At 57.9% G+C, this 19,279-nt stretch carries 15 protein-coding genes and 1 pseudogene; 8 read left to right on the top strand and 8 right to left on the bottom strand.

Features of this window, described 5'->3' with window-relative positions; genetic code table 11:
• Nucleotides 1–3 precede the first annotated feature (3 nt).
• Complete coding sequence (locus PspS34_RS17985; RefSeq protein ID WP_159390260.1) at nt 4–891, top strand: arginase family protein; 888 nt, start codon at nt 4–6, stop codon at nt 889–891.
• Between the two features lie 605 nt (nt 892–1,496).
• Here PspS34_RS17985 and PspS34_RS17990 read toward each other — a convergent pair.
• Nucleotides 1,497–1,907 (bottom strand): annotated as a pseudogene (locus PspS34_RS17990) (IS5/IS1182 family transposase); the annotation flags it as partial.
• A gap of 293 nt (nt 1,908–2,200) precedes the next feature.
• Between PspS34_RS17990 and istA the strand changes: the two are divergent.
• From istA to PspS34_RS18005, 3 genes are all read left to right on the top strand, one after another.
• On the top strand, nt 2,201–3,700 hold the full coding sequence (gene istA / locus PspS34_RS17995; RefSeq protein ID WP_159390378.1) for an IS21 family transposase: 1,500 nt from the start codon (nt 2,201–2,203) through the stop codon (nt 3,698–3,700).
• Nucleotides 3,693–4,496 carry an IS21-like element helper ATPase IstB gene (gene istB / locus PspS34_RS18000; RefSeq protein WP_159389514.1) on the top strand — a complete coding sequence of 268 codons (804 nt, stop codon included), beginning with the start codon at nt 3,693–3,695 and terminating at the stop codon, nt 4,494–4,496. The genes istA and istB overlap by 8 nt, the downstream gene beginning before the upstream one ends.
• Nucleotides 4,497–5,163: 667 nt before the next feature.
• Complete coding sequence (locus PspS34_RS18005; RefSeq protein WP_159390261.1) at nt 5,164–6,174, top strand: hypothetical protein; 1,011 nt, start codon at nt 5,164–5,166, stop codon at nt 6,172–6,174.
• Nucleotides 6,175–6,652: 478 nt separating this feature from the next.
• On the opposite strand, the gene PspS34_RS18010 is transcribed toward PspS34_RS18005, so the two are convergent.
• On the bottom strand, nt 6,653–6,880 hold the full coding sequence (locus tag PspS34_RS18010; RefSeq protein WP_159390262.1) for a BPSL0761 family protein: 228 nt from the start codon (nt 6,878–6,880) through the stop codon (nt 6,653–6,655).
• Nucleotides 6,881–7,400: 520 nt separating this feature from the next.
• On the opposite strand from PspS34_RS18010, the gene PspS34_RS18015 reads away from it, so the two are divergent.
• Nucleotides 7,401–8,402 carry a glycosyl transferase family protein gene (locus tag PspS34_RS18015; protein ID WP_057714178.1) on the top strand — a complete coding sequence of 334 codons (1,002 nt, stop codon included), beginning with the start codon at nt 7,401–7,403 and terminating at the stop codon, nt 8,400–8,402.
• 91 nt (nt 8,403–8,493) lie between these two features.
• Nucleotides 8,494–9,495 carry a glutathione S-transferase family protein gene (locus PspS34_RS18020; protein ID WP_154861340.1) on the top strand — a complete coding sequence of 334 codons (1,002 nt, stop codon included), beginning with the start codon at nt 8,494–8,496 and terminating at the stop codon, nt 9,493–9,495.
• A 115-nt stretch (nt 9,496–9,610) separates the two neighbouring features.
• On the opposite strand, the gene cysG is transcribed toward PspS34_RS18020, so the two are convergent.
• The 6 genes from cysG to PspS34_RS18050 form a co-directional block, all read right to left on the bottom strand.
• A complete protein-coding gene (gene cysG / locus PspS34_RS18025; RefSeq protein WP_154861341.1) occupies nt 9,611–11,005 on the bottom strand; it encodes a siroheme synthase CysG in 1,395 nt (464 codons plus the stop codon).
• Entirely contained in the window at nt 11,006–12,286 is a 1,281-nt protein-coding gene (serS, locus tag PspS34_RS18030; protein ID WP_057714175.1) for a serine--tRNA ligase, read from the bottom strand.
• Between the two features lie 16 nt (nt 12,287–12,302).
• On the bottom strand, nt 12,303–12,677 hold the full coding sequence (gene crcB, locus PspS34_RS18035) for a fluoride efflux transporter CrcB (RefSeq protein WP_057714174.1): 375 nt from the start codon (nt 12,675–12,677) through the stop codon (nt 12,303–12,305).
• Nucleotides 12,677–13,999, bottom strand: coding sequence for a replication-associated recombination protein A (locus tag PspS34_RS18040; RefSeq protein WP_154861342.1), 1,323 nt, complete (start codon nt 13,997–13,999; stop codon nt 12,677–12,679). The genes crcB and PspS34_RS18040 overlap by 1 nt, the downstream gene beginning before the upstream one ends.
• A gap of 148 nt (nt 14,000–14,147) precedes the next feature.
• The gene (gene lolA / locus PspS34_RS18045; RefSeq protein WP_008049385.1) at nt 14,148–14,771 is read right to left on the bottom strand and encodes an outer membrane lipoprotein chaperone LolA; all 624 of its coding nucleotides are present in this window, start codon (nt 14,769–14,771) and stop codon (nt 14,148–14,150) included.
• A gap of 64 nt (nt 14,772–14,835) precedes the next feature.
• Complete coding sequence (locus PspS34_RS18050) at nt 14,836–17,247, bottom strand: DNA translocase FtsK (RefSeq protein ID WP_057714172.1); 2,412 nt, start codon at nt 17,245–17,247, stop codon at nt 14,836–14,838.
• A gap of 307 nt (nt 17,248–17,554) precedes the next feature.
• Between PspS34_RS18050 and trxB the strand changes: the two genes are divergently transcribed.
• Both trxB and aat read left to right on the top strand, forming a co-directional pair.
• Complete coding sequence (gene trxB / locus PspS34_RS18055; protein ID WP_057714171.1) at nt 17,555–18,514, top strand: thioredoxin-disulfide reductase; 960 nt, start codon at nt 17,555–17,557, stop codon at nt 18,512–18,514.
• 62 nt (nt 18,515–18,576) lie between these two features.
• Nucleotides 18,577–19,257: a leucyl/phenylalanyl-tRNA--protein transferase gene (aat, locus tag PspS34_RS18060; protein WP_057714170.1), complete on the top strand. Its 681-nt coding sequence runs from the start codon at nt 18,577–18,579 to the stop codon at nt 19,255–19,257.
• Nucleotides 19,258–19,279 lie beyond the last annotated feature (22 nt).

Consider the following 19,279-nt stretch of genomic DNA (forward strand, 5'->3'; position numbering starts at 1 on the left):
CTGATGAGTAATCCCCCTGGCAAAACATTACGCCTGCTCTTCCCTCAATGGCAGGGTGGGAACAACGCTCCTTACTATTTCGGCGCTCAACTGCTCTCTTGGCTCGCGCCCGAAGCGACTGGACCCGTTGAAGAAGTGCAGGTTGCCGAGCCTCGCGGCGAAACACTCGAACTCGAGAATGGCCTCATTGCACGCGGCGCGCTTTTGGAACAACTGAGCCATGCACAGCATTTGATCGAGAAACACCAGCCCGACCGCATGGTGGTTTTAGGCGGTGACTGCCTCGTGGACCTGGCGCCTTTCGCCTACCTGAACGAGCGCTATGATGGCGAGTTGGCGGTGCTTTGGGTGGATGCCCACCCGGACATCCTCACTCCCAAAGATTTTCAACATGCCCATGCGATGGTCCTGGGGAATCTGTTGGGTGAAGGAGATTCTGACTTCGTCAAAGCCGTCAAACGTCCGATCAAACCCGCCAATGTGATGTATGCAGGCCTGCAAGAAACAATGGAGGTGGAAACCGCAATGATTGCCAGACTCGGGCTGTCGAGCGCAAGCCCTTCCGACTTGGCGCACACCAGCGAACCCGTCTTGCAGTGGTTGAAATCCACAGGGGCAAAACACCTGGCAATCCATTTCGACCTTGATGTGCTGGACCCCTCCGTATTCCGCTCATTACTGTTCGCAAAGCCGGACGTCCCTGCCAGCACTTGGGATGGCATCGCTCAGGGCAAGATGACCATGCAGCAAGTTATTCGCCTACTCGGTGATGTGGCAAAAGTTGTGGATGTGGTCGGGATAGGCATTGCCGAACACCTACCGTGGGATACATTGGCACTTAAAAATATGTTGACCAAATTGCCGTTGATTGGCAAACCAGAAACGAAGTAAATTTTCTATAAAACGCTCTTTCTGAGATTGGAATTAAATCGAAAAATCAATGGAGTTTGGTATTTCCGGAGAGCGTCATCCTGGAGGAATGAGACATAACCTTGATAAAAGTGTCTTAATTGGGAGAAACTTGAGTACCAGGATCTCATGAGAGAAATTTGCAAATCGAAAATAAAGAGCCATTGACAGCCCCCTCCGGCGGACGCGGCCCTTTTCAGGACAGGACGCCATCGCCTCCGCCATTTTTATACGACAAAGCGCTGATTAATCAGGGCTTTGCTTTTCTGGTTTTTGGTAAAGTTTCCCAGCCTACACTTCAGCCCACACCTTAGATGAAGTCTAGCTTTTCGACCAACCACTAATTTTCGAAGGATTTCTCGCCGGCATCTGTAATCCTGAAGAATGGGATTGAAAGAACTCTTTCAGAAAATGCCGGACTGGAGCTAGAGATCCTGGCCTCTCTTTGTTGCAGCCGAACAAATTACACACAATCGAAAACGCCGCTCAGTGCAGACTGTGTGAAAACACAATCTGCCCCGCCTAAAAAGCAATACCCCGACTTGTCGGGGCATTTGCTTTTCTGAAATCGGAGAATAAAGGGTTTCTCAACCCATCAGCGCCATCAGCCGCTGTGCTCCCAGCATCTGGATTGCCCTTTTCAAGTCGTAGGCTTGTACCGCAAGCGCCATTTCTTCGCGAGCGCCCTGCAACTGGCGCAACAAGAACCGGCCGTTGCCGAAGATTTATTGTTTGAAATTGCCGAAGGGATGCTCAACGATTGACCGTCATTTCAGGATGGGCCTTCATTCGTTGCTCCATTCTCTCAAACGCCGCCTCATGGGCATGACGCGTTAGGTATCGGCGTTCGGCCTTGGCGCAGCGGGTCTTCATCGGACAACTTCCGTAGCGGCCTGATAGATTCGTTCGCCTTTGCTCAGTTGTTTGAGTGTCAGCGGATTGCCAGCAAGACACTGATATTGATCGCTGTGCGAGTCATAGCTGAACTCGGTTCGATCACCCCCCAGCGCGATGTACGCTCGATTATCAACCATGAGTTGCATCAAACCATTGTTGCCACGCACTTCAGGAAGTGGCGACTCCTTAGCATGAACATTTCCCATGTTCAGAGCTGCCGCAAGGATCAGTGAACTGATATGAAGCCACAGTTTTTTTTGCGTTTTTGTGCATCCAGACTGTTGCCGCTGACCGAAAACTGACCCAGTAAAGGCTGTTCTGCCGACTGAAAACTGACCCAGGTGTTCAACTGCTTCTGCTCACTTTTCGAGCAGGAGAACACAGGGTGATCAGCATGGAAATGTTGGGAAAAATCCGGCGGATGTACTTCCGCGACAAGCTCTCGCTGCATCAGATAGCCAAGCGTACCGGACTGTCGAGAAACACCATTCGAAAATGGGTCAGAGCACCCGAAGCCACCCAGCCGGCGTACCAACGGTGCGCAACCTTCAACAAACTCAGTCCATTTCACGAGACGCTGGAGCAGGCGCTCAAGGCCGATTCGTTTCGGGCAAAGCACAACCGCAGGAGTGCCAAAGCACTCTTCGAACAGATCAAGGCCGTGGGCTACGACGGCGGCTACAGCCAGCTCACCGCCTTCATACGCGCGTGGCGCGGCGAGCAAGGCAAGTCTTTACGGGCCTTTGTGCCGCTGACCTTTGCACTCGGGGAGGCCTTTCAATTCGACTGGAGCGAAGAAGGTCTGCTGATCGGCGGCCTGTTCCGACGCATCCAGGTCTCCCATATGAAGCTGTGCGCCAGTCGCGCATTTTGGTTGGTTGCGTATCCCAGCCAAGGCCACGAGATGTTGTTCGATGCCCATACCCGCTCGTTTGGCGCGTTAGGTGGGGTGCCGCGTCGCGGCATCTACGACAATATGAAAACGGCTGTCGACAAGGTCAACAAAGGTAAAGGCCGCACAGTCAATGCCCGGTTTGCCGTCATGTGTGCCCACTACCTATTCGATCCGGACTTCTGCAACGTGGCCTCCGGCTGGGAAAAAGGCATCGTTGAAAAGAACGTTCAAGACAGCCGACGGCGCATCTGGCTCGATGCTCAAAACTGCATGTTCCATACCTTCGAGGAATTGAATGCCTGGCTCGGCCAACGCTGCCGTGCGCTTTGGGACGGACTGGTGCACCCGCAGTACAACGGGCTGTCAGTGGCGGACGTCCTGGAGCTGGAACGCGCCGAATTGATGCCGATGCCGACTGCCTTTGATGGCTACGTCGAGCGCACCGTACGGGTCTCCAGCACCTGCCTGATCAGCGTGGCGCGAAATCGCTACTCGGTGCCGTGTGAGCGGGTCGGTCAGTGGGTCAGCAGCCGTTTGTATCCCACACGGGTGGTGGTCATCGCCGATGAAACGATGATTGCCAGTCACGAGCGCCTGTTTGATCGAGATCAGGTCAGTTTTGACTGGCAGCATTACATCCCGCTCATCGAACGCAAGCCCGGTGCGCTGCGTAATGGCGCTCCGTTTGCCGATCTGCCGAAGCCGTTGCAACTGCTAAAACGCGGTCTGAGGCGGCACACCAATGGTGATCGAGTCATGACTCAAGTACTGGCGGCTGTTCCCATCGCCGGGCTCGACGCCGTATTGGTGGCTGTGGAGTTGGTACTTGAATCCGGCAGCTTGAGTGCTGAGCACATCCTGAATGTCCTGGCTCGACTGACATCGACAGCAGCCCCTCCGTCCGCCGAAACCAGCCTTCAACTCAAGATAGCGCCTGTCGCCAATACGGCACGCTACGACCGGCTCCGTACCACCGATGAGGAGACTCGCAATGCGTGATCTTATGGCGGAACTCAAAGAACTGCGTCTGCATGGCATGGCCAGCGCCTGGGAAGAACTAGCCTCGCAAGGAGAAGCTTCGACGGCATCCTCGAAATGGCTACTTGAGCATCTTCTCCAACAAGAACATGCGGATCGAGCGGTGCGCTCAGTGAACCACCAGATGAACATGGCCAAACTCCCCATGCATCGTGATTTGGCCGGCTTCGACTTCAGCGCTTCCAGCGCAGATGCCCGCCTGATCAGGGATCTGTCCAACCTGGAGTTCACCGATACCGCGCAGAATGTCGTGTTCATCGGCGGGCCTGGAACAGGCAAAACACACCTCGCCACCGCCTTGGCTGTGTCCGGGATCACGATGCATCACAAACGCGTGCGCTTCTACTCCACGGTGGATCTGGTCAATCTGCTGGAACGCGAAAAGTACGACGGCAAGACGGGCCGCATCGCTCAAGGGCTGCTACGAACAGACCTGGTGATACTCGATGAACTGGGGTATTTGCCCTTCAGCCAGAGCGGTGGTGCCCTGTTATTTCATTTGCTGTCCAAGCTGTACGAGCACACCAGCGTGGTGATCACCACCAACCTCAGCTTCTCGGAATGGTCGAGCGTGTTTGGTGACGCCAAGATGACAACGGCGTTGCTGGATCGGCTGACACACCACTGCCACATCGTCGAAACGGGCAACGAGTCCTACCGCCTGCAACACAGCAGCTTGGTCGCCCAGACCAAGATCAAATCACGTGAACGAAAGCGCAAAGACAATGATGGTGCCGAGGACGATGAGCTGTTTTGATCCGCACCGAAAATACCCTGCCGCATGCCCAAATGCGGTGGGGCTTTAATGCCTCTTCCACCGGGACACGACTGCTAAGCTTATCCACAATTGCTGATGCCAAAATCAGCAATCCGCCCTGGGTCAATTTTCAATCGGCAGGGTGGGTCAGTTTTCAATCAGCGCCGACAATAAATAATATCTTGCAAAAACTTTTTAGGTAAAAGGCCTAAAACTCATCCAGTTACTAGGGGCGGATCAACCGATTGGTTAGTAGCTTTATTAGCGTAATTATACAAGCCCCACATGAGGCCTTACAGGTCATTCATTAGCGTTATCGAGAGGCGCAAGAATCCGGTGCGCCGCCGGAAGAGTTAGCGCGGCTGCTGCTTCACGTCGAACGGTTGTATCAGACGGCAACGGATTACAAACTACGGGTGCTTGGGTAGCCTGCTAGCTCCATACAGGATCTCTCACGAGCAGGGTATTGCCTGAAACTTCCCACCTCCTGCAATATGAGCAATCCCACAGCCCGCTTTCAAAGCAGCCCTTCGAAAAGGGAAGCTATCAGCCTGAAGCGTACGCTGGACCCAAGTCTACTACTGGATTTACTTGAACATACTGCTATGTAATATCGCTAAAAAAATGGCCTAATTCTGGCCATTTTGAACAGAATGAGACGTACCCCATGGAATATCTGTCTAGGATCTGTTTCAACTCTCAAGGATGGCGACGTCCCACTGGCGAGGCGCGGCTGCTTGAGCTTGCTAACCCGCCCTCTTTTTCACGTATGTTTGGTTACGGTCACGAAGAGTGGTTGTTCCGGTTTGATTGGCAAATTGATGGCTGGCAGTATGGTTTTTTGCAGGGCGTAAATAACAGCCGCTCAACGGTTGCTGGCATGGAAGAAGCGGTCGACGTCACGCTTTATACATGTGAGCCGGGGTCGCAGCGTCGGTATGTCGCCAAGATTCTGGATGTTGAATGCCTCAGTTACTCACAATCGGAAGCCATCCATGCTCAGTTTGTTGCTAATGGCTGGCTGGCCGAGATGCAGGCCGATATTGTGGCAGTGAATGGAAATGTCTCTACATTAGGCGACCCGAATTGGGTCAACGGGATGATCAACGTACGTTTCCGTCAGGAGAATGTGCGTTGGTATCCAGCAGGCACCTATGCCGAAGAGGATGAATACGTACGAACCCTTCGACGCTACCAGTTCAATGAAATCAAAAACAATGCCCAGGTTCCTTTTATTGATCGAAGGCATCTGGGCCGGAAAGGTCGTCCGGATGCACCGAATCAAAATCCGTTTTATCGCAGTGGCTCTGCTGGAAAAATATGCACGCCGGAGCATGGACTCATTCAAGCCAAACTGCTTGAAGAGCTGAAAGCTGAATACCCGAACGCGGATATTTGTTGCGAGAAAGATTTTGTAGATATCACTGTAGAAACACCCGGCGAACGAATGCTTTTTGAAATCAAGTCTGATCTTGTGCCGCGTACTGTGCTTCGACTGGCGCTGGGACAACTGCTGGAGTACGGTTTTTACTATCCCTCGCATGATGCTGATTCCCAGCGGGTTACCCTACTGTTCGCGGTTGGACGTAAAGCCCTGTCACCCGAAGATCAAGCGTATCTGAATTACTTGCAGCTGAAATTTAATCTACCGCTGAAATATCGTGTCGTACCGATCTGAATATCACCTTCAGAGCCAAAAATACTCACCTCACTCGGCGGGAGTTTTATTTCTGAAATGACGCTTAAAGCCTTTCACCTAAGCGTGCGCTCAATCCCTTTGCTTACTTGAATAGGCTGGAGCTCGTTCCTAAACTTCCCGGACTTGGCAGACGCTAGTTATTTGCTACTGCTCGCTTTTGGCCTTTGTTGAACGGCAGCTTCTGGCCGATTCTGTTGAAAAAGTCGGTCCGGCCAAACGGCTTGGACATTGACTGGTGAAAACGCCTTTTTTGCACGCTGCTACGTGAAATCTGAGTCCGGGAGCCACTGCTGAAAGTAAAGATTTCAATCTCGGACGCATACTTTTCTGCTGAGGAAACCATGGCCGACTTTTTCAACAGAATCGGCCGGAATCTGCCCTTATTGTCTATGGTCATCAACCGACACTCACGCCCCGAATGTTCATTTTCGAAGGCTCGTGAATGACGTCTAGGTAGCTATTTCAGCCTTACGCTTGGGCTGAAGAATGGCGACACCCCAAATGTCTCGGGATAGCCTGCTTCGAATTGTCCTTGCATCAAAACCTCGCTCCTGCTGGGGTAGTGGCGAAGTATTTGATCTGCCAAATCACGCAACTCATAGTTCAGAGTAATGTCTTCAGAAATTTCTCGCAAAAACACTCCGGCGGCAATCACCGCCCTAGTACGCTCGTGAGGCATCGTCATAAGCTTTTCCTATTTACAAAGTGGTATTTAGGAGCTTACAGGCGAGTATCAGTACCCAAAACCGGAATACGACGGACCACCAGGTCACTGGCCGCTGCAGCTTGATCGAAGTAGCCGAACCAGATTCCGAGGAGCATCTCATTGATGCTGCGTTGCCGATCGCTGGCACTGCTGAAGGGGACCCACTTACTCTGCCTCGCAAGGCCGCCATCGCTGCTTCGTCTTCTCAATGGACAGGGTGCCCAACCGTCTGTTAGCGGACAGCACTCTCATCACCTCGATGAACTCGCTGAGTCGATTATATAATCGAATCTGAGATCGTGTGCCCTCTGACCGCCATAGACTAACCTCCTCCTCTGACGAACGCTGAAATGAGGGGTTGCAAAGAGATTGCAATGAGGCAGGTTGGCAGTCACTCAGTCGTTCCACGCGTAAAAACACTAAAAAATAGTTAGATTAGGTAAGTGACTGATTTATGGAAGATAAACCACATATAACAGTTAGCAAGGCTCCGGAAGGTATGACCGATTACCCAGCACTGACACTCGAAACGCCCGCCGAGCATCCGTTCGCCCAGTTCGTACGGATCCTTGGCAAAGGCAAGCGCGGCGCTCGTGACCTGACCCGGGTCGAGGCCCGCGAAGCCATGGGCATGGTGCTCGATGAAAAGGTCGAGGAAACCCAGCTCGGCGCCTTCCTGATGCTGTTGCGGCACAAGGAAGAAAGCTTCGAGGAGATGGCGGGTTTCACCGAAGCCTTGCGCGAACGCCTGAATCCTCCGGCAATGGCAGTGGATCTGGACTGGCCGACCTATGCCGGCAAGAAGCGGCACTTGCCGTGGTATCTGCTGGCGGCCAAGTGCCTGGCGCAAAACGGCGTGCGGATTTTCATGCACGGCGGCGGCGCCCACACGGCCGGACGCTTGTACAGCGAGCAACTGCTGGGCGAATTGAACATCCCGTTGTGCCGTAACTGGCAACAGGTGGGTTCGGCGCTGGATAACGGCGGCCTGGCCTTCATGCCATTGATGGACTGGGCGCCACAGCTGCAACGCATGATCGACCTGCGCAACACCCTGGGCCTGCGCTCGCCGATCCACTCCCTGGCGCGGATCCTCAATCCGTTGGGCGCCCGTTGCGGCCTGCAGAGCATTTTCCACCCGGGTTATCAGGCCGTGCATCGCGACGCCAGTGGATTGCTCGGTGATACCGCCATCGTGATCAAGGGCGATGGCGGCGAGATCGAGATCAACCCGGACGCCGACAGTCACCTGTACGGCACCACCGGGGGCGAGAGCTGGGACGAGGAATGGCCGCAGTTGTCGGCGCAGCGTCACGTCAAACCTGCCTCGCTTGATCCTGAGCATTTGAAAGCGGTCTGGCGTGGCGACGTGGTCGACAGCTACCCGCAAATGGCCCTGATCTCGACCATGGCCTTGGCCCTGCGTGGCCTTGGCCAGACCCGCGAACAGGCCTTCGAAACCGCTGAAAAATACTGGGCCGCGCGGGACAAATCGATTTAATCGATCATTCGCGTCCGATCTTTGCGCTTTTTGTTCGAACTCATCGGAATAGACTCGACTCCATCGATTATGGGTTTCGGGAGTCTTGAACATGGGTTTGTTAGTGGATGGCCGCTGGCAGGACAAGTGGTACGAAAGCAGCAAGGACGGCGCGTTCCAGCGCGAACAGGCGCAGCGTCGCAACTGGCTGACCGCTGACGGCAAGCCGGGACCGACCGGCATCGGCGGTTTCGCGGCCGAACCCGGGCGCTATCACCTGTACGTGTCCCTGGCCTGTCCGTGGGCCCATCGCACACTGATCCTGCGCAAACTCAAAGGCCTCGAAAACCTGATCGACGTTTCGGTGGTCAGTTGGTTGATGCTGGAAAACGGCTGGACCTTCGACCGGAACCTGGGTTCGACCGGCGACAAGCTCGACCACTTCGAATTCATGCACCAGCGCTACACCGCCGACACCGCCGACTACACCGGTCGCGTCACCGTGCCGGTGCTGTGGGACAAACAGCAAAAGCGTATCGTCAACAATGAATCATCGGAAATCATCCGCATGTTCAATGGCGCCTTCGACGATCTGACCGGTAACGACCTGGACTTCTACCCGGCGCCGCTGCGGGGAGAAATCGATGCGTTGAACGAGCGGATTTACCCGGCGGTGAACAATGGCGTGTACCGCGCCGGGTTTGCTACCTCGCAACAGGCTTATGAACAAGCCTTCGACGAGGTGTTTGCCGAGCTGGACCGACTGGAGCTGCTGCTGGGCGCCAACCGCTATCTGGCGGGCGAGTACCTGACCGAAGCGGACATCCGCCTGTTCACCACGCTGATTCGCTTCGATGCGGTGTACTACGGGCACTTCAAGTGCAATCTGCGGCGGATTGCGGATTATCCGAACCTGTCGAACTGGCTGCGGGAGATTTATCAGTGGTCGGGGATTGCCGAGACCGTCGACTTCACCCACATCAAAAACCACTACTATGCCAGCCACCGCACCATCAACCCGACGGGTGTGGTGCCGAAAGGGCCGGCGCAGGACTTCACCGCGGCCCATGATCGGGAGCGGTTGAGTGGGAAAGGGGTTTGGCGCAGAGCTTGAGATTTGTGCAGGTTTTGAAGGCCTCATCGCGAGCAAGCTCGCTCCCACAATTGATTTGTGTCGTTCACAAATCCCCTGTGGGAGCGAGCTTGCTCGCGATGAGGGCAACTCGGTCTCAGACCTGCCCCTGAGCCCCTTCGAACCACGCCAGTTTCTCGCGCAGTTGCACCACTTCACCCACGATCACCAAGGTCGGCGCATGCACTTCATGCTCTGCCACCAGTCGTGGCAGGTCCGCCAGGGTGCCGGTAAACACCCGCTGGTTGACCGTGGTGCCCTGCTGGATCAGTGCCGCTGGGGTATCGGCGGCGCGACCATGCTTGATCAACTGTTCGCAGATGATCGGCAAGCCCACCAGCCCCATGTAGAACACCAGGGTTTGCGCCGGGGCGACCAGATCGGCCCATGGCAAATCGCTGGAGCCGTCCTTGAGGTGGCCGGTGATGAAACGCACCGACTGCGCATAATCGCGGTGGGTCAGCGGAATCCCGGCATAGGCCGCGCAACCGCTGGCTGCCGTGATCCCCGGCACGACCTGGAACGGGATGCCATGGGCCGCCAGTTCTTCGATCTCCTCGCCACCACGACCGAAGATGAACGGATCGCCGCCCTTCAATCGCACCACACGCTTGCCTTGCTTGGCCAGATCCACCAATTGCTGGTTGATCTGATCCTGCGGCACCGCGTGATCGGATCGGCGCTTGCCGACGTAAACCCGCTCGGCGTCGCGACGGCACAGTTCGAGAATCGCCGGTGCCACCAAACGGTCGTACAGCACCACGTCGGCTTGCTGCATCAGACGCAATGCCTTGAACGTCAACAGGTCGGGATCACCTGGCCCTGCACCCACCAGATAGACTTCACCGGTCGCCACTGGCGCCTCACCATCGATTTTCGCCTGGAGCAACCGCTCGGCTTCACCGCCCTGCCCAGCCAGTTGCCGATCGGCAACCGGGCCCTGGAAAACATCCTCCCAGAACGCCCGACGCTGCTGCACATCCGGAAACAGGCCTTTGACCTGATGACGGAATCGCGCAGCCAGCCCGGCCAATTGACCGTAGGTGGAAGGAATCCAGGTTTCGATCTTGGCGCGAATCAAGCGTGCCAGCACCGGCGCATCGCCGCCGCTGGACACTGCAATGATCAAGGGAGAACGGTCGACGATGGCCGGGAAGATCACGCTGCACAGGGCCGGCGCGTCCACCACATTGACCGGCACGCAACGCCGATGGGCATCGGCGGAAACTTGTGCGTTCAGCGTTTCGTCGTCGGTGGCGGCAATGACCAGCCCGCAACCGTCCAGATCCGCCTCGGCGTAGCCACGCAACAGGCACTCGCCACCGCTGCCGGCAACCAGCTCGCGCAATTGCGCTTCGATTTCAGGTGCAACCACCCGCAGCAGCGCACCGGCATCGGCCAGCAGGCGGGATTTGCGCAAGGCAATCTCCCCCCCGCCGACGACCAACACACGACTGCCGCGAAGGTTGTGAAACAGCGGCAGATAGTTCATTTAGCCGATGACCTCAAGGCCACCCATGTAGGGCTTGAGGACTTCAGGCACACGGATGGAACCGTCGGCCTGCTGATAGTTCTCGAGCACCGCGACCAGGGTACGGCCCACCGCCAGGCCGGAGCCGTTCAGGGTGTGTACCAGTTCCGGCTTGCCGGTTTCCGGGTTGCGGAAACGCGCTTGCATGCGGCGGGCCTGGAAGTCGCCGCAGTTGGAGCACGACGAGATTTCGCGGTACTTGTCCTGGCTCGGGATCCACACTTCCAGGTCGTAGGTCTTGACCGCGCTGAAGCCCATATCGCCGGTGCACAGCGCCAGAGTGCGGTAAGGCAGTTCCAGCAGTTGCAGGACTTTCTCGGCGTTGGCGGTCAGGCCTTCCAGCGCCTCCATGGATTTCGATGGCTCGACGATCTGCACCATTTCAACTTTGTCGAACTGGTGCTGGCGGATCATGCCGCGGGTGTCACGACCCGATGCACCGGCTTCGCTGCGGAAGCACGGCGTGTGGGCGACGAACTTGATTGGCAGCAGTTTCGAATCGACGATTTCGCCGGCGACGATGTTGGTCAGCGACACTTCGGCGGTCGGGATCAGGTACAGGTCGGCTTCGCCTTCGCGCGCGATCTTGAACAGGTCTTCTTCGAACTTCGGCAGCTGGCCGGTGCCTTGCAGCGCCGGGGCCTGGACCAGATAAGGCGTATAGGCCTCTTCGTAGCCGTGCTCGGTGACGTGCAGGTTGATCATGAACTGCGCCAGGGCGCGGTGCAGACGGGCAATCGGGCCGCGCAGCAGGGCGAAACGGGCGCCGGACAGCTTGGCGGCGGTTTCGAAGTCCAGCCAGCCGAACTTCTCGCCCAGGGCGACGTGGTCCTGAACCGGGAAATCGAAGGCAGTCGGGGTGCCCCAGCGGCGCACTTCGACGTTGCCGTCTTCGTCTTCGCCGACCGGCACCGATTCGTGCGGCAGGTTGGGGATACCCAGCAGGATCGAGTCCAGATCGGTCTGGATCGCGTCCAGTTCGACTTTACCCGCGCTCAATTCGCCCGCCATGCGCTCGACGTCCGCCATCAGCGGCGCGATGTCTTCGCCGCGCTGCTTGGCCTGACCGATGGATTTGGAGCGCGCATTACGTTCAGCCTGCAGTGCTTCGGTGCGGGTCTGGACGGTCTTGCGCTGTTCTTCCAGCGCTTCGATGCGCGCAACATCCAGGGTATAGCCACGGGATGCCAGGCGGTCCGCTACGTCCTGAAGGTTGCTACGTAACAGTTTGGAATCGAGCATGTCGGTTTCTCGTTTATCAAAGTTTGGTCAAGGACAGGCCGGCCCAGGTGGCAAGCAGCCCGCCGAATACGCTGAGCGCCGCATAGCCCAGGGCTAGCGGCACTTGCCCGCTTTCCAGCAGGCGCACCGTATCCAGTGAAAAGGATGAAAAAGTCGTCAGCCCCCCGAGGAAGCCAACGATCAACCCGGCACGCACCTCGATGGGCACCTCCGGGCGTATCAAAAACAGACCGTATAGAACGCCGATCAGCAAACAGCCCACGATATTAACGGCCAGCGTCGCGGTATAGAAGTGCCGCGGCCAATTCGCGTTGATCCAGTTGCCCGTGACGAAGCGCAACAACGTGCCGGCCATCCCGCCGACGGAAACCGCAACGATCAAGGGAAGCACTATTTTCTCCGCTGCCTTGGGCTTAAACGGTCGAGTTTCGCCAGGTGATTGAGTTTTTCACCGATCTTCAACTCCAGGCCACGGGGCACGGGCTGATAGAACGGGATCGGGTCGAGTTCTTCCGGGAAATAGTCTTCGCCAGCGGCATAGGCGTCCGGCTCATCGTGGGCATAACGGTATTCATCGCCGTAGCCCAATTGTTTCATAAGCTTGGTCGGCGCGTTGCGCAGGTGCAGCGGCACTTCCAGCGAGCCGTGCTCGGCGGCGGCGCGCAATGCCGTGTTGAAGCCCATGTACACCGCGTTGCTCTTTGGCGCGCAGGCCAGATAGGTGATGGCCTGGGCCACCGCCAGCTCGCCTTCGGGGCTGCCGAGGCGCTCCTGCACCTCCCAGGCCGCCAGGCACAGGCTCAGGGCGCGGGGATCGGCATTGCCAATGTCTTCGCTGGCCATGCGCACCACGCGCCGGGCCAGGTACAAGGGGTCGCAACCGCCATCGATCATCCGTGCGAACCAGTACAAGGCGCCGTCGGGGTTGGAGCCGCGCACCGATTTATGCAGCGCGGAAATCTGGTCGTAGAACGCTTCGCCGCCCTTGTCGAACCGTCGGCGGGTGTCACCGAGCAGGCTTTGCAGCAGATCGGTGCCGATTTCGCCGTTGTCTTCCGCCAGATCCGAGGCGTTTTCCAGCAGGTTGAGCAGGCGCCGACCATCGCCATCGGCGGCCGACAGCAGCATCTGGAAGCCTTCGTCGCTGAGGGTCAGGTTACGTTTGCCCAGGCCACGCTCTTCGGTCAGCGCGCGGTGCACCAGTTTGCGCAGGGCCGCTTCGTCGAGGCTTTTCAGCACATAGACCCGCGCCCGCGACAGCAAGGCGTTGTTGAGTTCGAACGAGGGATTTTCCGTGGTTGCGCCGATGAAAATCAGCGTACCGTCTTCGACATAGGGCAGGAACGCATCCTGCTGGGACTTGTTGAATCGATGCACTTCGTCGACGAACAGAATGGTGCGGCGGCCGTACTGCGCGGCCTGTTGCTTGGCGATTTCCACCGCCTGACGGATCTCCTTGACCCCGGCCAGCACTGCCGAGACCGTTTCGAAGTGCGCGTCCGAGACTTCCGCGAGCAATCGCGCCAGGGTGGTTTTGCCCACGCCCGGCGGCCCCCAGAAAATCATCGAATGCAGGGCACCCTGCTCCAACGCTTCGCGCAGGGGCTTGCCGCGAGCGAGCACGTGTTCCTGACCGACGTACTCGTCCAGATTGGCCGCACGCAGGCGGGCGGCCAATGGCTGGGCGATGGGGGTGCTGCGAAACAGATCCATGGCGTACGTTTAAAACCTCACTGGTCCTCTATTCCCTGTAGGAGCGAGCCTGCTCGCGATTGACGTCAACGATAACGCTGGCAGCCTGACACCCTGCGGTGTCTTTGCGTTCATCGCGAGCAGGCTCGCTCCTACAGGGTTTTGCGTTTTATTCCTGGATTACATCGGCACCCTTGGGGATGTCGAACTTGAACTTGGACGCAGGGATCGGCTCGTTCGCCTTCACCCCGGTGAACAGGATATTGGTGCGCTGGCCGACGCTGTCGATCAGTTGCATATCATTGACCAGGCCATTGCGGAACGACAGGCGCAGGCTGTCGAACAGGGTGTCCTTGGTCTTCGGCTTCAAGGTGAAGTCAATCACGCCGCCGGCTTCCTTGGCACTGATGTCGAAGCTCTGGCTGATCTTGGACACGTCACCGGACAACAGCAAGGCCGGGGTCTGGGTCAGGCGCTGGTCGAGGTTCTTGATGGTGGCCTGTTCCAGGTCCGGGTCCCACAAGGTGACTTTCTTGCCATCGGAGATCATGGTCTGTTCGGCCGGCGCATCGGTGTGCCAGTAGAACAGGCCCGGACGCTGCAGGGACATCTCGCCGGCGGTTTCCTGCAATTGGGTGCCTGTGCCATCAAGGGTCAGTTGCGAGAAACGTGCGGTCAGGGTCTGGGATTTTTCCAGCAGTTGGGTCAGGCGCGCCACGTCCTTGTCATCGGCGTTAGCCTGGAGCGTGGTCAAGGCCAGTACCGGCAGCAACAGCATGCGGATCAGACGCATGGGAGTCCTCATAACATTCGTGGGAGTGCGGGAGGCGCAAAGGCGCCCCCCTTTCATACTCGGGTCAGTCGCGCACCGGCCCCGGGGCCAGGACTTCTCGCGAACCGTTGGTGTTCATGGACGTCACGACCCCGGCCATTTCCATGGCTTCGATCATGCGCGCAGCGCGGTTGTAGCCGATCTTCAGCTTGCGCTGAACCGCGGAAATGGAGGCACGACGGCTTTCCAGCACGAACTGGACCGCTTCGTCGTACAGCGCGTCGGCCTCGGGATCGTCACCGTCGCCGCCACCGCTGCTGCCTTCAAAGCCGCTGCCCGCCTCTTCGACGCCATTGAGGATGTCGTCGTTGTATTCCGGCGCACCCCGCAGCTTCCAGGCTTCCACCACACGGTGAACCTCATCGTCGGACACGAAAGCACCGTGAACACGAATCGGCAGGCTGGTACCCGGCGGCATGTAGAGCATGTCACCGTGGCCCAGCAGTTGTTCGGCGCCGCCCTGGTCGATGATGGTCCGCGAGTCGATCTTGCTCGATACCTGGAACGCCATGCGGGTCGGGATGTTGGCCTTGATCAGACCGGTGATCACATCCACCGACGGACGCTGGGTCGCAAGGATCAAGTGGATACCGGCCGCACGAGCCTTTTGCGCGATACGGGCGATCAGTTCTTCAACCTTCTTGCCGACGATCATCATCATGTCGGCGAATTCGTCGACTACGACCACAATGGTCGGCAGCTTCTGCAGCAGTGGCGCTTCGTCGTGGATGCTTTCGCGCTTGTACAGCGGATCGCTCAACGGCTCGCCGGCGTCCTGGGCTTCCTTGACCTTGGCGTTGAAGCCCGACAGGTTTCGCACCCCCATCTTGGCCATCAACTTGTAGCGTCGCTCCATCTCGGCAACGCTCCAGCGCAGGGCGTTGGCGGCGTCCTTCATGTCGGTGACAACCGGGCACAGCAGGTGCGGAATGCCTTCGTAGATCGACAGTTCCAGCATTTTCGGGTCGATCATGATCAGCTTGGCGTCTTCCGGGCCAGACTTGAACAGGATCGACAGGATCATCGCGTTCACACCCACCGACTTACCGGAACCGGTGGTACCGGCGACCAGCAAGTGCGGCATTTTCGCAAGGTCGGTGATGACCGGCTTGCCGCCGATGTCATGGCCCAGGGCCAGGGTGACCGGGGATTTGAAGTTGTCGTACTCCGGAGTCGACAACACCTCGGAGAAACGCACGATCTGCCGATCTTCGTTGGGAATCTCGATACCGACCGTGGTCTTGCCCGGAATCACTTCCACCACGCGCACGCTGGTCACGGCCAGGGAACGGGCCAGGTCTTTGGCCAGGTTGGAGATTCGGCTGACTTTTACCCCGGCCGCCGGCTGGATTTCGTAACGGGTGATCACCGGGCCCGGGTGGATCGAATCCACTGCGACTTCAACGCCGAATTCCTTGAGCTTGATTTCCAGCAAGTGGCCAACCGCAGCCAGGGATTCAGGCGAGTAATTGAGTTGTTTCTTTTCCGCCGGATCGAGAATCGAAATCGGCGGCAAGGTGCCTTCCACGGCGCTGTCGACGAACAGCGGCGCCTGCTTCTCTTTTTCGACGCGTTTGCTCGGTGCGGCGGGCTTTGGCGGCGCGGGCGCAATCACCGGCGGCACCTGCTTCTCGCGCTCGGACATGTGCTTGCTCAGGGCTTGCTCACGTTCGATCAGGCGCTCCTTGACCTTGGCCTGCTCGCGTTTGTCGGTGACGGTCGGCGCAACCACTTCATCCATACGGTCGTCGACTTCACGCAACTGGGCAACCAGCTGTTTGCGCTCGGTACGGGCCGCCCACCAGCGATTGGCGGCGCCCTGGAACAGTTCGAACAGGTCGAGGGTGATCTTGCCGGTGATGTCCATCACCTTGAACCACGACAGGTCGGTAAACACGGTCAGGCCGAACAGGAATAACGCAATGAACAACAGCGTACTGCCCTGGATATTCAGGGCGTTCCTGGCCAGTTCGCCGAGGCTTTCCCCCAGCGCACCGCCCGCACCGGCCGGCAGACCGGTCGCGGCATGAAAATGGATATGGGCCAGAGCGGCGCCCGACAGCACCAGGAACACCAGGCCGATCAGGCGCCAGGAGAACAGCCACCCGCTCCACTGCCACGGTTCGTGACGCTGGCGGAAGATCTGGTACGCCTTGATGGCCAGCAGCAACGGAAAGATGTAGGCGAAGTAACCCAGCACCATGAACAGGATATCGGCGCTGTAGGAGCCCGCTGGTCCGCCGAAGTTCTGCACGTCGTCGATCTTGCTGTTATGGCTCCAGCCCGGATCATCCTTGCCATAGGTCAACAAGGCCATCATCAGGAACAGGCACAAGGCACCGATGGCGATCAGCGCACCTTCCTTGAGTCGGTAGTGCAAGTGCTGGCGCCAGAGCGGCACGACGGCTGGTTTGGGTGCTGCGGTGGATTTCTTCAAAACGCTTCTTTTCCTGCGCCAATGGCGCGTCCATCTGGTGAATGTCTATAAAAACCGCGAAAAAACTGCCCAATCCAGGCAGGTAATAAAGTTAACACGTGTAACCGGGACTACTTTTAACACTGCACCCCTGTTTCTATAAACACGGCGCACACTGAATATATGTAACACGCAGGGCATTGTACGGGTTTGTACGCACGACGCCATGCTTGAGACCCTTGGATGCAGCATAGTCAACAGCACATGACATGCCATTCAATTTGAGCATGCATTCTCTTTGGTGACAAAGGCTTATGAGGTGTTTTTTATGAGTGAAGCGAAGCATTCCCGCCTGATTATCCTGGGCTCCGGCCCTGCCGGTTACAGCGCGGCAGTTTATGCCGCCCGCGCCAACCTCAAGCCGGTTGTCATTACCGGCATCCAGGCAGGCGGCCAGCTCACCACCACCGTCGAAGTGGATAACTGGCCAGGCGACGTTGAAGGCCTGACCGGACCGGTGCTGATGGATCGCATGCAAAAACACGCCGAACGCTTTGCCACCGAGATCGTTTACGACCACATCCATACCGCCAAGTTGCAACAACGACCGTTCGAGCTGATCGGCGATGGCGGCACCTACACCTGCGACGCCTTGATCATTGCCACCGGCGCCTCCGCGCAATACCTGGGCCTGCCGTCGGAAGAAGCGTTCGCCGGCAAAGGGGTTTCGGCGTGCGCGACCTGTGATGGATTTTTCTATCGCAATCAAGTGGTTGCCGTGGTCGGCGGCGGCAACACGGCGGTCGAGGAAGCCTTGTACCTGTCGAACATCGCCAAAGAAGTGCACCTGATCCATCGGCGCGACAAACTGCGCTCGGAGAAAATCCTCCAGGACAAACTCTTTGAAAAGGCCGCCAACGGCAATGTTCGCCTGCACTGGAACCAAAACCTGGACGAAGTGCTCGGCGATGCCAGCGGCGTGACCGGTGCCCGCCTGCGGGACAGTCACACGGGTGAAACCCGGGAGCTGCCGCTGGCCGGGGTGTTTATCGCCATCGGCCATAAACCCAACACCGACCTGTTCACAGGCCAGCTGGAAATGCGCGACGGGTATCTGCTGGTCAAGGGTGGCAGCGAAGGCGATGCCACCGCTACGGCGATTGCAGGTGTGTTTGCCGCCGGTGACGTGGCCGACCACGTTTATCGCCAGGCCGTTACATCTGCCGGTGCCGGTTGCATGGCGGCGCTGGACGCTGAAAAATACCTGGACGACATTCCAACCGTTTGAAGGCAAACTTTATGGCGGGCCAACACCCGCCACTGCCCTCCCCTTCTGCAAGCCCGGATGCCATGCTGACTTGGTTACAACGCAATACCTTGCATTTCCCTCCACTGGAAAAGGCCATGCGCGACCCCAACGGGCTGCTGGCTGCCGGTGGTGATCTGTCCGCCGATCGGCTGATCTCGGCCTATCGCCACGGCTGCTTCCCCTGGTTTTCCGAGGGCCAGCCAATCCTCTGGTGGTCTCCGGACCCGCGTACGGTGCTGTTTCCCGACGAATTGCACGTCTCGCGCAGCCTGAACAAACTGCTACGCCAGCAACGCTATCAAGTGACCTTTGACCAGGACTTCGCCGCCGTCATCCGCGCCTGTGCCGCGCCCCGGGATTACGCCGACGGCACCTGGATCACCGAGGCCATGCAGGACGCCTACATCGAACTGCACAGGCGTGGCCACGCGCACTCGGTGGAAGTGTGGGACGGGGACGAACTGGTGGGCGGACTCTACGGCCTGGCAATGGGCCAGCTGTTTTTCGGCGAGTCCATGTTCAGCCTCGCTGACAACGCCTCGAAATTCGGCTTTGCCACACTGGTGCGGCATCTGAAAGACTCGGGTTTTGTACTGATCGATTGCCAGATGCCCACCGATCACCTGCACAGTCTCGGAGCCCGGGCGATACCCCGCCATGAATTTGCCAACTATCTGGCCAGGCATCTGGACCAGCCCAATCGCGCTAGCTGGGTTTGCTGAGCGACTTTTGCGCAGGTGGCTT

The organism is Pseudomonas sp. S34 (genome assembly GCF_009866745.1).
Taxonomy (GTDB): domain Bacteria; phylum Pseudomonadota; class Gammaproteobacteria; order Pseudomonadales; family Pseudomonadaceae; genus Aquipseudomonas; species Aquipseudomonas jessenii.